Genomic DNA, 13,338 nt, shown 5'->3' with positions numbered 1-13,338 from the left:
CCCGGGCTGCTGCCTTAACGGCCGCCATGACGATAGTGGACGCAGCAAGATAGGAAGCCTGTCGCCGGCACCGCGCTGACAAGTCGAGTTGAAGCGCTAACAAAGCCGCCGCGCATTTCTGCTGAAGCCGTCTGAGGAACCTTTCTGGCAACCTCAAGTTCTATGTTCACAAGAACAAGAACAAGAACAAGAACAAGAACAAGAACAAGAAATAAGAAAAGGGACAATGGGCACCCCGGCCGACCATCTGCATACCGGCGCACGGGTGCAGACGCGAGGGTAGAGCAGGGTTACAATGCTGACCAGCCAGGGACGACCGCCAAACACTAACGGAGCCGTCTGACGTAAATGGCAGGCGTAATGCTCATAGTTGTCATGGCCCTGCCGCTCGAAGCGGCATTGGTTCTCCTGTGGTTCGGGCCTCTGCGAAACGAGCACACCAGACCGCCTCAACAATCCAATATTTGGGGCCTTGCGCCTGGGTGCCGGCCAAGGTCCGGCAAGCACATGCCCCGCGTGTAAAATTAAACAATTGCGAGTGTCGGGCTGTCATTAATCTCCGGAATGGACACGAAACTGGAAGACTTGAAACTCTGGCCTTCGCTTCTCCGCGAGCTAAACCAGACCGGGTATGAGATAGTTGGAGATATGCAAAATCTGCCGACTGCAGAATTGCTGCGAATACCCTGGATGAGCGGACATGGCTGGCGGAAGATCGCCAAGGCCTTGGGGCGTGGCCATTCCCCAACTCGATGAAGCGTTGATGACGTTGCGAGCTCCTTCTTCACTCCTGAATGTGGCAGCGTCCCATGGGGCGGGAACTGAAGGACGCTGCCACTCGGTCGGCTTCTGCGGAAGGAGAAATGAACGAGCCGACACGAAGTCTCCGCGCGGAGATAGTCGCTCTGCCAGCGACGCGAATCAAACCGGCGGCCGCGCAGATGGTTCCCAGGTTTTGGGTTTATCCCAAGAAAAGCAGCGCTCCGGGAAGATGGAATGGAGCGCTGCAGTTGTCCGACACGTGCAATTGTTCGCCAGTCGAAATTCAGAGGGAGAAAACAACCTTCTGAAATAGGAACGCCTCTCAAACGCCGTGTTGGCTGGAATGTTCCGGAACAAACCTTTTTTTCAAGGTTGGCGAATTTCAGGCCGGCTCCGGTAGCGGCTCTGGGGAAGGGGAGGTCGTCTCCCCCGCAATCATCGTCATCCGACCACCAACGTTGCCAATCGTCGCCCAGCGCTTCCTTCGCCTGGCGCCCGTCGAGCGGGAGATGAACATCCGGAACAGCTGGTGCTCTGAAATGCCGCTCGCCGGCGGAAGGTAGGCGGCAATATCCTTCTGGCAATCCCAGTCAGCTGCTTCATCTTCTCTTTGTCGGCCATAATCCGTCTCCTCGGCAGGTGAACACGTCACCGGGCATGAGGTTCCAGCCCTTGTCGGCGCCCGGTCGGCTCCTATCCTCCTTGTTTGATCATGGGAGGAACCACATGGCAGACAATTCGAAGAAAACAGCCGCGACCGCGAGCTCGTTTCCGAACAGGAGCACGAGGTCGCCTATCTGATGAGGACGGCAAAGGAGACGCGGCAGAAGGCCCTTGAGGCTATTCGTGAAGCCGGCCCGGGCCGGGAGAAGGTGATGGCGTGTCTTCAGGGCAAGTGAAGACAAAAAAGCGAGTGCCCGCGCGAGGGGAACGGGCGGGCACTCTGAACAGGTTGGGGGACCTGGTGCCGCGGCAATACGCGGCGCTACCGACAACGCGTCTCGTGCAACTTTGTTCCGACGCTTCAGCAATTACGGGGCTTCACGGGGCAAGTCGTGTCCGACGAGCCGCTGCCGATCTCGACCTTGCGCCGATGTCGCGCAGGTTATGAGCAGATCCTTGTCGAGGATCTCGACCCAGCTCCCGCCTTCTTCCGACCTAACGGCAGGTTGGCGGCGGCATCTTTCTAATAGTCTTGGGCAAATGTGGGCAGCGCCCAAAGGGGAGCGTGAAGGGCGCTGCCGATCGGTCGACTTACCGCGAACCAGCGAGGGAACGATTAGTCGACCGAAGTTTGTGCAGAAGCCGCTCGACAAGCGACGGAGTCTAACATTCGCCGCCTTGAATGGTTCCCTGGGTTCAGTCTACTGCAGCACCTTTATCGTGAGCATGGGTTATCGGTTCCTTCGTCACCGTCATCACCGTCCGCTTACCATAATCGCCAGTCGCAGCCGAGCACGTCCCCAGCGCGCGTAGCAGTTTAGGCCTAGTATCGCACTGCGGCCGTGCGCCGCGCGGTCGCGCGGATGCCTTTTTAGCCGACATCGAAAAACCGCGTGTAAAGCTCGGCTGCAGATAAGATGAAACTCGCTTTGCGAGAGCGATTTGTTGAGAGGATTTGCATGCTTCCCATGCTTCAGTGTGCCCGTTCGTTACGAGGGCGAGTTCCCATCGTCATCTTCGCGACCGTGTACGCCAAGCGTGCTCAGCAGCCATAGTCCGAGGAGGTTGGTCAGGCTGAGGACGATTGCAACGTTTGCCGCACCGAGTCCGACTGCCACCCCGATGGCGCCGGCATTCCAGATGCTCGCGGCGGTCACCAGACCTTTGACGCTACTGCCCTGCTTGACGATAGCCCCACCGCCAATGAAGCCAATTCCGGTGATGACACCCTGAAGAACACGCGCCCTAGCTTCATTGTCTGCCGGCGCGCTCGTGTCGATAAATCAGGGCGAAGCCGCACGCCGCCAGCGCCACTATCGGAAGTGTTCGAAACGCGATGCTGCGCCGACCGTGTCGTCGCTCCCAACCGATTGGCAGCGCCAAGGCAAACGCTAACAGAATCCTCGCAACATCGCTTGGGATCGTCTGGAAATCGAAGCCTAGATCAGCCATAGGCCGTCCTGGCCATGATGGCGTACTGAAGGCCCCCACCGATCACTCGCGGCGAAATCCGAAGAGCGTCGGCAGGCTCTCTACACCGAGCTTTAGGCTCTCGCTTTGCCGCCCGCAAGCGATCGCTCTATCTGCAGGATTCCTAGGTCGGCGCCTCGCGCCAGCCGACTTTGTTCCCGAACAAAGAGCACGACGCAAGAATACCGCAGATTCTGGTGCGGCATGGGCTGCTTTGACGGCAGTCAGGATGGACCTGGAATGCAGGCGGAAACCCGCCTTGCCTCATCCCGCTTGAGGGCAGATAGGGCGGCGGTAGTACCCCATCTGCCCTGCAGGCGCGCCGCTTCCGTAGTGGCCGCTTCCCGGAAGCGCTTTAACTACCGCTGAGCTTCTGCGCGTGTTCCAGATGCCCCTGAACAACGGGCGCCGTTTTGGCCGCATGCGCCTTCAACGGTTGGCTGTCGCCGCCTTGGGCGTAGCTCTGCAGGAGCTTCAGAGCCTCCTGGTGCGCCGCAAGCTGCGCCTGCACATAGGCCGCATCGAACTGCTCGCCCTGCGCATTCTTGAGCTTCTCCAACTCGGCCGCGTGCTTCTCGTCCATTTGCGCAGGAAGCGTGACGCTTGCCTCTCCCGCGGCGGTCTTCAGTTCCTGGCTGGCCTTGGTGTGGTCAGCAATCATCATTTCCGCGAACTGCCGAACGTTGTCCTGTTTGCTGTTCGCTACGGCGAGCTGGCTGGACTGGATTTCGAACATGTCCGAACTCGCCGCCATGGAAACGAACTCCTCGGACGAGATCTGCTGTGCGGCGACGCAGGGCGCACTGGCCAGGAATGCTACGGCGGTTGCTATCTTCAACATTCGCATGGGGGTTTTCTCCGTTTTGACACTGAGCGGAAGGCAGCCCCAACCGCGAAGCCGGAGAGGTGTTCCCGAGCGTTCCGATTCGGAGAAATTGCGTAAGCGCTTCAGGGCGTCGTCAGCCCCGCAAAGACGAGCAACCCGCCGAGAAACACCACGGTAAGCACAGCAGAGACATAAAAGCCCGGCTCGCGGAAAACGCGCAAATCGTGACGCAGGCTCATCGGCATTTCTCCTTCTTTTACGCCGAACGCGGCTCATGCGGTGCAGGTTCCCCACTCGTATCCGCCGCAGGAACAAAGAACGTCTTCGTCCGTTTTCCCGGCGGCACGACTGCATTCGGCCCATTTAAGGTCAGAAAATGCGTTCTTCCCTGTTGCAATACTGCTTTCTGGCAGCGGTTTTGACCCTTTCGCCGTCGATTTCCCGTAGCCAGCCGCAGGACGGAAGAACGAAGCCGGCCGCCCCGGCTTTTGCCGTTTCGCCTGAAGACGCGGACTGGGCCACCCCGGCAAAGAACACGGCGGCCACGCGTTACAGCGAGCTGTCGGAGATCAACACCCAAAACGTCAATCGGCTTCAGGTCGCCTTCACCTTCTCCACGGGGGTCAACAAGGGCCACGAGGGGGCTCCCCTCGTTGTCGGCGGCATGATGTTCATCGTCTCGCCCTATCCGAACATCGTCTATGCACTCGACCTCACCCGGCCGGGCGCGCCATTGAAATGGCAGTACAATCCCAAGCAGGACGCCTCCGCCCAAGGTGTCGCCTGTTGCGATGTCGTCAATCGCGGGCCGACCTATTCCAATGGACGGCTCTTCTTCACCACGCTCGATGCTCACGTGGTGGCGCTCGACGCAGGCACTGGCCGGGAAATCTGGAACGTGAAGCTCGGCGAGATCAATCGCGGCGAGACCATGACCATGGCGCCGCTGGTCGTGAAGGACAAGGTGATCGCCGGCATATCCGGCGGTGAATACGGGGTGCGCGGCTGGATCCAGGCGCTCGATGCCGCGGACGGGAAAACCGTGTGGAAAGCCTACAGCACCGGACCCGATCGGGACGTGAAGATAGGGGCGGACTTCAAGCCGTTCTATGAGGAGGACCGTGGCAAAGACCTCGGCGTCTCGACCTGGCCCCCCAATGCCTGGGAGATCGGCGGCGGCACCGTCTGGGGCTTTGCCAGCTATGATCCCGATCTGGATCTAATCTTCTATGGAACGGCCAACCCCGGCCCATGGAATCCGAATCAGCGCCCCGGTGACAACAAATGGACCAATACCGTCTTCGCACGCGATCCGGATACCGGCGAGGCACGCTGGGCCTATCAGTGGAATCCGCACGATCTTCACGATTGGGACGGGATCAACGAAAACATCCTCGTCGACGTGGAATGGCGCGGAAAGCCGCGCAAGGCGCTGGTACATCCCGACCGAAACGGCCTGGTCTACCTGCTGGACCGCACCACGGGCGAAGTTCTCTCTGCCAGTTTCTACCACCCGGTGAACGCGCATAGGGGTGTCGATCTGAAGACCGGCCGCATCAGAATCAACGAGGAAAAGTACCCACACGAGGGCAAGGTGATCCGCAACGTCTGCCCCACCGCGCCCGGCGCGAAGGACTGGAGTCCATCCTCCTTCTCCCACCAGACCGGCCTGCTCTACATCCCGCACAACAATCTCTGCATGGATTGGGAAAGCACGGAAGCGAACTACATCGCCGGCACGCCCTACGTGGGCGCGGAAGTGCGCATGTATGCGGGGCCGGGCGGCCATCGCGGCGAGCTTTCCGCCTGGGATATCGTCGCGGGCAAGGAAGTCTGGACCATCAAGGAACGCTTCCCCGTCTGGGGCGGCACCATGACGACCGCCGGTGGGCTGGTCTTCTACGGCAACATGGAAGGCTGGTTCAGGGCCGTCGATGCGAAGACGGGCGAGGTGCTCTGGCAGTTCAAGACCTCGTCCGGCATCATCGGTCAGCCGACGACCTATCGCGGTCCTGACGGCAAGCAATATGTCGCCGTTCTGTCAGGCGTCGGCGGCTGGGCGGGCTCGATCGTATCCGGCGACCTGGACCCGCGCGACAGCACCGCCGCACTCGGCTTCGTAAATGCCATGGCCGACCTGAAGCAAGCCACGACCAAGGGAGGCAACCTCTATGTCTTCGCGCTGCCTTAACGCGGCGGCCGCCTTGCTCGTATTCGTAATCGCGCCGGATGTAGAGGCGCGCGAGCTGCGAGTCTGCGCCGACCCGAACAACCTGCCTTTCTCCAACAGACAGGGCGAAGGCTTCGAGAACCGGATCGCCGAGCTGCTTGCCGGTGAGCTTGACGCGACGCTCGTCTACACCTGGAGAGCGCAGCGGCGCGGTTTCCTTCGCGAGACGCTCAATGCGGGACGCTGCGATCTCGTGATCGGCGTCCCGGCTGGATTGGAGAGCGTCCGCACGACCCGCCCCTACTATCGCTCGGCCTATGTTTTCGTCACGCGTGCCAAGGAGCCTCTAGTCGCGTCCTTTGACGATCCCGCGCTTCGAAGGAAGTTGCTGGGCGTACAACTGGTCGGCGACGACGGTTGGAACACGCCGCCGGCACATGCGCTGACGCGGCGAGGCATTGTCGACAACGTCCGGGGATATACGCTCTACGGGGACTATCGCGAGCCCAATCCCACCGCCCGGATCGTCTCCGCCGTGGCGCATGGAGAAATCGACGTAGCGCTGGCCTGGGGGCCCATCGGCGGCTACTTCGCCGCACGTGAGCATCCGGCTCTCAATGTCAGCGCCGTAAAGCCGCTCGATGAACCCGGCCTGCCGATGGCCTGGGATATCGCCATGGCCGTGCGCGAGGATGACGGCGCGCTTCTTTCGGAGATCGACGCTCTTGTGGAACGCCTTACCCCGCAGATCGGCGTGATTCTGACCCAGTACGACGTGCCGCGGCTCCCGCCTTCTGACAGCCTGCCGGACGCGAGGCCATGAGGCGCCTGCTGGCCATGGCGGCGGCACTCGCCGTGATCGGCGCCTGTGAGCGAGAGGACCGTGAATTCCGCCCGCCTACCGCTGCGTCGGAGGGCGAGGCGGAGGTCACGCTCTCCACTATCTCTCCAGGCTCGGGACCGTGGGGGCAACCGGCAGAGAGCGGCAAGCGCTATGAAGAGAACGCCTATCATCTTAGCGAGGGCAAGCGGCTCTTCACCTGGTTCAATTGCAAGGGCTGCCACGCCAATGGCGGCGGCGGCTCCGGTCCGGCGCTGATGGACGACCGCTGGATTTACGGCGGCGAGTTCCGGAACATCGTCCAGACGATCCGCGAGGGACGCCCAAACGGAATGCCTTCCTTTCGGGGCAAAATTCCCGACGAGCAGGTGATGCAGATCGCGGCCTATGTACGCTCGATGGAGCGCCAGGTCCCGCAGGACGCCGCGCCGGGGCGCAACGACGACCTGATGCCGCGGCCGTCGGAGCACCGCCTGCCTGCGACGCCCCCGGTGCCCGGCGGCACCGCCCCGCCCTCCGGCCAGGCTCCGCAGTGAGGCCGAGATGCGCTGTCGCCCCGCTCTCATCATTTTCCCGCTCACCCTCACCGGCTGTGACGGCTGGCAATCCACTCTGGATCCGCAGGGGCCCCAGGCGGACACGCTGGCGGACTTATTCTGGGTGTTCACAGCCATTCTTGCGGCAGTCTGGCTCCTGACCATGGCAGCCCTGTTTCTGGCGCTCCGCCGTGAGCATGCGGCGCGAGCGGGACCGCTTATGCGTGAGCCGCAGGCGGAACGGGGCATGACCCGTGCGGTCACAGCGGCAACCATATTGACCGCCGCTATCGTCATCGCGCTTACCGTGGTGAGTTACGCAGCGCAGCGCGCCCTGTTCTCCAGGAACGAGGCTCCGCTTCAGCTGCTGGTCAAGGGCCACCAATGGTGGTGGGAAGTGACGTATGAGGACGCTCAACCCTCGCGGCGCTTCACGACGGCCAACGAGATCCATGTTCCCGTCGGCCAGCCGGTCCTGATCAAATTGCAGTCCTCGGACGTCATCCATTCCTTCTGGGTACCCAGTCTCGCGGGCAAGATGGACGTCATTCCCGGGCGGGAGAACCGCATCGTGATCGAGGCCACGCGGGACGGCATCTTCCGCGGTCAATGTGCGGAATTCTGCGGCTGGCAACATGCGCATATGGCCATCACCGTCGTTGCGCATGCGACCGCGGACTTCGAGCGTTGGCGCGAAAGCCAGATCAAGGCGGCCGAGCCGCCGGATGACCTTGTGCGCAAGCGCGGAATGGACATTTTCCTGTCACGGCCCTGCGTGATGTGCCACCAGATCCGCGGCACCACCGCAGCCGGCAAGGTCGCGCCGGATCTGACGCATCTTGGCAGCCGGCTCCATATCGCCGCCGGCACGCTGCCCAATAGCCGCGGCAATCTCGCTGCCTGGATCGTCGATCCGCAGGGCATCAAGCCCGGCGCGCATATGCCGCTCATCGCGCTTGAACCCGAGGAGATCGAGCCGCTCACGCGATATCTGGAGGGTTTGAGGTGAGCGAGACGGTTATCAAGCCTCACGCCAAGGAAGCCCTCGACTCCGACGTCGCTGAGGGCGAACTGGCCAAACGGCTCGCCGCCACCTGGGGCACGGCCGGCGGCCTCATCGGCGCCCTCTCCACGGTCGACCACAAGATCATCGGCCGGCGCTATATCCTGACAGGCTTCTTCTTCATGTTCCTCGGCGGGCTGGCAGCCGTAGCGATGCGCCTCCAGCTGGCGGTGCCTGACAATGGTCTGATCGGGCCGGACCTCTACAACCAGATATTCACGATGCACGGCACGACGATGATGTTCCTCTTCGGCGTACCGATCGGCGAGGCACTGGCCGTCTATCTCGTGCCGCTGATGGTCGGCACGCGCAACATCGCCTTTCCGAGGCTCAATGCCTTCTCCTACTACGTCTATCTTTTCGGCGGCCTGATGATATGGGTCGCCTTCGCGCTGAATATCGGTCCCGACAACGGCTGGTTTTCCTACGTGCCGCTCGCGGGGCCGGAATTCTCCCCCGGCAAACGCGCCGACTTCTGGGCGCAGATGGTGACGTTCACCGAGGTTGCAGCGCTTGCGGTCGCCGTCGAGATCGTCGTCACCGTGTTGAAGCTGCGTGCGCCGGGCATGGCGCTCGACCGGATCCCGCTCTTCGTATGGGCGATGTTCATCAACGCTTTCCTCATCATCTTCGCGATGCCCGCCGTGATGCTTGGCTCGACGCTGCTCATCCTCGACCGCCTGCTCGACACGCACTTCTTCAATCAGGCCGAGGGGGGCGACCCGCTGCTCTGGCAGCACCTTTTCTGGTTCTTCGGCCACCCGGAGGTCTATATCATCTTCCTGCCGGGCACGGCCTTCGTCTCGGCCATTGTCGCGACCTTTGCCCGCCGCCCCGTCTTCGGCTACCCGGCCATCGTTCTTTCGCTGATAGCGACCGGCTTCCTCTCCTTCGGTCTCTGGGTCCACCACATGTTCACAACCGGCCTGCCTCAGCTCGGTGCGACCTTCTTCACCGCCTCAAGCATGATGATCGCCATCCCCACGGGCATCCAGATTTTCTGCTGGATCGCGACCTTGTGGGATGGCAGGCCGATCTATCGCACGCCCCTTCTTTTCGTCCTCGGCTTTTTCTTCGTTTTCGTCGCGGGAGGCCTGTCGGGCGTCATGCTTGCCTCGGTACCGATCGACACCCAGGTTCACGACACCTATTTCGTCGTGGCGCATTTTCACTATGTCCTGATCGGCGGCGCCGTTTTCCCGCTCATCGGCGCCATCTACTACTGGTTCCCGAAGTTTACCGGGCGCATGATGAGCGAACGTCTCGGCCGGTGGCATTTCTGGCTGGCCTTCATCGGCTTCAACGTCGCCTTCTTCCCGATGCACATCTCCGGCCTGAGGGGCATGCCCCGCCGCGTCTATACCTATCCGGCGGAAATGGGGTGGGACACGCTCAATCTGGTCTCGACCCTGGGAGCGACGCTGTTCGTCGTGAGCTTCCTCGTCTTCGTCTACAACGTGGCCGTCAGCGCCCGCTCCGGCGACGCCGCCGGCGACAACCCGTGGGATGCCGCGACGCTGGAGTGGGCTACCACTTCCCCGCCGCCGCCTCATAATTTCGACTGCATCCCGTTTGTGACGAGCCGGGAGCCGCTCTGGGCCGAGCGCGAGACGCTGCCCGTTGTGACGGGACTTGCCGTCGACAAGCGGGAAGTGGTCATCACCACCACGACCGAGGCACTCCCCGACCTGAAGGAGAGTTCACCGGATCCGACTGTCTGGCCGTTCGTTTCCGCAGTCGTGGTGGGCGTCATCTTCATCGCCAGCATCTTCACGCCCTGGGCAGTCGCCTGGGGCGCCCCCGTCGCCGCCCTCGTCATAATCGCCTGGTTCTGGCCGAAGAGCATCGAGGAGGACAAATAGATGGAGCACCGCGTCGTCAGGGACCTCGCCGAATTGCCCAGCTACGCCTTCGGCCCGCGCATGACCATGTGGTGGGGTACGTTGGCTTTCTGCGTATTGGAGGGAACCGGCTTCGCGCTCGCCCTGGGAGGCTATCTGTATCTCGCCTTCATCAATCCGGACTGGCCCCTCGGGCCGCCTCCGCCCCTGCTCTGGTCGGGCATTTTCACCCTCCTGATGGTGGCGAGCCTCGTGCCCAATTTTCTGACGGAGGCCGCCGCGCGCCAGGAAAACCTTTTCAGAGTGCGGATACTGCTGGTCCTGATGAGCGGCATCGGCGTGCTGCTCACCGGCGCCCGCGTCATGGAATTCGCGCTGCTGCCGGTGCGATGGGACTTCAACGCCTACGGTTCGCTGCTCTGGACCATTCTCGGCCTCCACGCTGCCCATCTCGTCACGGATGTCGTCGACACCGTCATCGTCACGGTGCTGATGTTCACCCGCCACGGCTTCGGCAGACGCTTCAGCGATGTCGAGGACAATGCGTTCTACTGGAACTTCGTCGTCCTATCCTGGCTGCCTACCTATTTCGTCCTCTATTGGGTGCCGAGGCTATGATCGCAAGGCTGCTTCGCCAGGGACTTCCGTCCTCCGGGCTTTATGTCAGCCCTGCGGCCTGGCTGATCAGCACCCAGCTCAACTACATGCTGCCAGGGCTCACCTGCAGCACCGGCATTCCTCTCGTCCTCGTCGCCGGGCTGGCGCTCGCACTCGTCAGCGCCCTCTCCGGCCTGCTGTCCTGGCGTGCCTGGCTGGCGAAGGACGGCCCTCGCCCCTTCGGACAGGACGAAAACCGCCCCTATGGATTCGTGGCGCTGCTCGGGACTGCTTCCGCGGTGCTCTTCACCCTGGTCATTCTGCTGCACGCATCGGCCAATCTCTTTCTCACGGGGTGCGAGCGATGAGGATCGTCGTTGCCGCACTGTTCACGATCATGGCGGCCGATGCGCAAGCCCATGAGACTGGCGCCGAAGCCGGAGATCCATGGAACTATCTGTTTGTCGTACTGCCGCTCGCGCTAAGCGCCCTGGCATACGCCGTCGGCATGCGCAGGTTATGGTCCGCATCGGCAAGAGGCCAGACGATCCACCTACAGCGGGCCGTATGCTTTGCCGTCGGCTGGCTCTTCCTGGCGGCTGCGCTCGTGTCGCCGCTGGATAGGCTGGCGACGCAGCTCTTCACCGCCCATATGATCGAACACGAGATACTGATGGTGATCGCCGCACCGCTCTTCGTCCTGTCGAAGCCGCTCGCGCCTCTGCTCTGGTCCTTGCCGCAGAAGCTCCGAGCGTCGGTCGGCCGAGCACTCGTTCGCAGCGTCGTCCTTCTTTCAATCCGGAAGGCGGCGACCAATCAGCTCGTCGCGACCGGCCTGCATGGCGCGACTCTGTGGCTCTGGCACGCGCCGCGCCTCTACGATGCCGCACTGGCCGAAACGCCTGTTCACTGGCTTCAGCATCTAAGCTTCTTCTGCACCGCCCTCATCTTCTGGTGGGCGCTGCTTTTCGGGCGCGGCCGGCAGCATTACGGCGCCGCCATCTTCTATCTTTTCGCGACCACGCTTCACTCTGGCTTCCTTGGCATCCTGCTCTCTTTCGCGCGTGAGCCGCTCTACCGCAGTCAGGGCGCCGGCGCTGCAAGCTGGGGCCTGTCGGCTCTCGAGGATCAGCAGCTTGCCGGTCTGATCATGTGGGTACCGGCAAGCATGATATACGTCGCCGCGGCGCTCGCCCTTTCCGCTGCCTGGATTGGCGGATCAAACGACTCCTTCGCCAGGGAAAGCAACGATGACGCCGGCGCGCGCGGGGGGCAAGCTGCCGTGCCTGACGGCGGCCTGCGAAACGGCTCGCATCACACTTAGCGCGCGCCGAGGCACGAGCGGTCGCCGGCGAGGCAGGGGTGCCCTTCTTCTCGATCTCCGGTTCTGAATTCGTGGAGATGTTCGTCGGGGTAGGTGCGGCCCGGGTGCGCGATCTATTCGAACAGGCGCGTTCCAAAGCGCCGACCATCATCTTCATCGACGAGCTCGACGCGCTCGGCCGTGCCAGGGGAATTGGCCCGATGGCAGGCGGGCATGACGAAAAGGAGCAGACCCTCAACCAGCTGCTGGTCGAACTCGACGGCTTTGACCCCTCGGCCGGACTCGTCCTCCTCGGCGCCACCAACAGACCCGAAATTCTGGATCCGGCGCTGTTGCGCGCCGGACGCTTCGATCGGCAGGTCCTCGTCGACCGCCCGGACAAGCACGGCCGCATGCAAATCCTGGATGTGCATTTGAAGCGAGCCAAACTCGCTGCCGACGTCAAGTCGGAGCAGATAGCCGCATTGACGCCGGGTTTTACGGGAGCGGATCTCGCCAATCTCGTCAATGAAGCAGCGCTACTGGCAACGCGGCGCAAGGCCGAAGCCGTGACCATGGCAGACTTCAACAACGCCATAAAGCGGATCGTTGCGGGGCTAGAGAAGCGCAATCGCCTGCTCAATCCGAGAGAGCGCGAGATTGTCGCCTATCACGAAACGGACCACGCGCTCGTCGCTATGGCGTTGCCCGGGGTCGACCCCGTTCACAAGGTCTCGATCATCCCGCGCGGCATAGGTTCGCTCGGCTACACGATCCAGCGACCCACCGAAGACCGTTTCCTAATGACGAAAGAGGAGCTAGAGAACAAGATGGCGGCGCTGCTCGGCGGCCGCGCTGCGGAATGGATCGCCTTCAGCCACCTGTCGACGGGTGCGGCCGACGACTTGGTCAAGGTCACCGACATTGCGCGGGCCATCGTCGCCGCTACGGCATGACCGAGGACCTGGGGCATGTAGCGCTCGAGCGGGATCGCCGCTCACTCCTGACCCCCGAGCCGCTCTATGGCCCCCGCGAGCGCGATTACTCCGAGGCGACTGCTGCCATCATCGACGAGCAGGTCCGTAGGATCGTGGAGAACGCGTTTGACCGGACCGTTGCGCTGCTCAAGGAGCAGCGACCCACCCTTGAACGGGCGGCGAAGCTGCTTCTGGAGCAGGAGACGATGACTGAGGATGAACTGCGCGAGATCGTGGCGGGCGGAGATGCGACCCGGCGCACGACGGTCGCGCGACCTGCTTGAGCTAC

General features: G+C 62.4%; 10 protein-coding genes and 4 pseudogenes. 12 read left to right on the top strand and 2 right to left on the bottom strand.

Annotated features, from left to right (window positions below):
- Positions 1-564 precede the first annotated feature (564 nt).
- Together M1D34_RS31280 and M1D34_RS31275 are read left to right on the top strand one after the other, a co-directional pair.
- A pseudogene (locus M1D34_RS31280) lies at positions 565-764 on the top strand (hypothetical protein).
- Between the two features lie 724 nt (positions 765-1,488).
- Positions 1,489-1,661: pseudogene (locus tag M1D34_RS31275) on the top strand (DUF3606 domain-containing protein).
- A 753-nt stretch (positions 1,662-2,414) separates the two neighbouring features.
- Here M1D34_RS31275 and M1D34_RS31270 read toward each other — a convergent pair.
- Positions 2,415-2,615, bottom strand: coding sequence for an MgtC/SapB family protein (locus M1D34_RS31270; protein WP_234834279.1), 201 nt, complete (start codon positions 2,613-2,615; stop codon positions 2,415-2,417).
- A 351-nt stretch (positions 2,616-2,966) separates the two neighbouring features.
- Here M1D34_RS31270 and M1D34_RS31265 point away from each other — a divergent pair.
- Positions 2,967-3,113, top strand: a pseudogene (locus M1D34_RS31265) (dihydrodipicolinate synthase family protein); the annotation flags it as partial.
- 137 nt (positions 3,114-3,250) lie between these two features.
- Here M1D34_RS31265 and M1D34_RS31260 read toward each other — a convergent pair.
- On the bottom strand, positions 3,251-3,736 hold the full coding sequence (locus M1D34_RS31260) for a DUF4142 domain-containing protein (protein WP_498786489.1): 486 nt from the start codon (positions 3,734-3,736) through the stop codon (positions 3,251-3,253).
- 361 nt (positions 3,737-4,097) lie between these two features.
- Between M1D34_RS31260 and M1D34_RS31255 the strand changes: the two genes are divergently transcribed.
- The 9 genes and pseudogenes from M1D34_RS31255 to M1D34_RS31215 all read left to right on the top strand — a co-directional run.
- The gene (locus M1D34_RS31255) at positions 4,098-5,912 is read left to right on the top strand and encodes a methanol/ethanol family PQQ-dependent dehydrogenase (RefSeq protein ID WP_498786487.1); all 1,815 of its coding nucleotides are present in this window, start codon (positions 4,098-4,100) and stop codon (positions 5,910-5,912) included.
- Positions 5,893-6,714: a substrate-binding domain-containing protein gene (locus tag M1D34_RS31250; protein WP_498786485.1), complete on the top strand. Its 822-nt coding sequence runs from the start codon at positions 5,893-5,895 to the stop codon at positions 6,712-6,714. Before M1D34_RS31255 ends, M1D34_RS31250 begins: the two co-directional genes overlap by 20 nt.
- Positions 6,711-7,268: a c-type cytochrome gene (locus M1D34_RS31245; protein ID WP_498786483.1), complete on the top strand. Its 558-nt coding sequence runs from the start codon at positions 6,711-6,713 to the stop codon at positions 7,266-7,268. The genes M1D34_RS31250 and M1D34_RS31245 overlap by 4 nt, the downstream gene beginning before the upstream one ends.
- A gap of 7 nt (positions 7,269-7,275) precedes the next feature.
- Positions 7,276-8,277 (top strand): cytochrome c oxidase subunit II, encoded by a 1,002-nt coding sequence (coxB, locus tag M1D34_RS31240; RefSeq protein WP_127510786.1) that lies wholly within the window; start codon positions 7,276-7,278, stop codon positions 8,275-8,277.
- Positions 8,274-10,193 carry a cytochrome c oxidase subunit I gene (gene ctaD, locus M1D34_RS31235; protein ID WP_498786481.1) on the top strand — a complete coding sequence of 640 codons (1,920 nt, stop codon included), beginning with the start codon at positions 8,274-8,276 and terminating at the stop codon, positions 10,191-10,193. Before coxB ends, ctaD begins: the two co-directional genes overlap by 4 nt.
- Complete coding sequence (locus M1D34_RS31230) at positions 10,194-10,790, top strand: cytochrome c oxidase subunit 3 (protein ID WP_498786479.1); 597 nt, start codon at positions 10,194-10,196, stop codon at positions 10,788-10,790.
- Entirely contained in the window at positions 10,787-11,137 is a 351-nt protein-coding gene (locus tag M1D34_RS31225) for a hypothetical protein (protein WP_498786477.1), read from the top strand. The genes M1D34_RS31230 and M1D34_RS31225 overlap by 4 nt, the downstream gene beginning before the upstream one ends.
- Positions 11,134-12,093 carry a cytochrome c oxidase assembly protein gene (locus tag M1D34_RS31220; RefSeq protein ID WP_498786475.1) on the top strand — a complete coding sequence of 320 codons (960 nt, stop codon included), beginning with the start codon at positions 11,134-11,136 and terminating at the stop codon, positions 12,091-12,093. The genes M1D34_RS31225 and M1D34_RS31220 overlap by 4 nt, the downstream gene beginning before the upstream one ends.
- An 11-nt stretch (positions 12,094-12,104) precedes the next feature.
- A pseudogene (locus M1D34_RS31215) lies at positions 12,105-13,333 on the top strand (ATP-dependent metallopeptidase FtsH/Yme1/Tma family protein); the annotation flags it as partial.
- Positions 13,334-13,338: the final 5 nt, after the last annotated feature.

This window comes from Ensifer sp. D2-11 (genome assembly GCF_054161295.1).
The sequence above is the reverse complement of the archived record's forward strand: the minus strand, read 5'-3'. Positions and strand labels throughout refer to the sequence as shown.

What these genes read in the sequence shown, in the direction of transcription:
- M1D34_RS31250 (WP_498786485.1), top strand. Translation starts at nt 5,893, where the DNA reads ATGTCTTCGCGCTGCCTTAACGCGGCGGCCGCCTTGCTCGTATTCGTA.
- M1D34_RS31230 (WP_498786479.1), top strand. Translation starts at nt 10,194, where the DNA reads ATGGAGCACCGCGTCGTCAGGGACCTCGCCGAATTGCCCAGCTACGCC.
- M1D34_RS31255 (WP_498786487.1), top strand. Translation starts at nt 4,098, where the DNA reads ATGCGTTCTTCCCTGTTGCAATACTGCTTTCTGGCAGCGGTTTTGACC.
- coxB (WP_127510786.1), top strand. Translation starts at nt 7,276, where the DNA reads ATGCGCTGTCGCCCCGCTCTCATCATTTTCCCGCTCACCCTCACCGGC.
- M1D34_RS31225 (WP_498786477.1), top strand. Translation starts at nt 10,787, where the DNA reads ATGATCGCAAGGCTGCTTCGCCAGGGACTTCCGTCCTCCGGGCTTTAT.
- M1D34_RS31260 (WP_498786489.1), bottom strand. Translation starts at nt 3,736, where the DNA reads ATGTTGAAGATAGCAACCGCCGTAGCATTCCTGGCCAGTGCGCCCTGC.
- M1D34_RS31245 (WP_498786483.1), top strand. Translation starts at nt 6,711, where the DNA reads ATGAGGCGCCTGCTGGCCATGGCGGCGGCACTCGCCGTGATCGGCGCC.
- M1D34_RS31220 (WP_498786475.1), top strand. Translation starts at nt 11,134, where the DNA reads ATGAGGATCGTCGTTGCCGCACTGTTCACGATCATGGCGGCCGATGCG.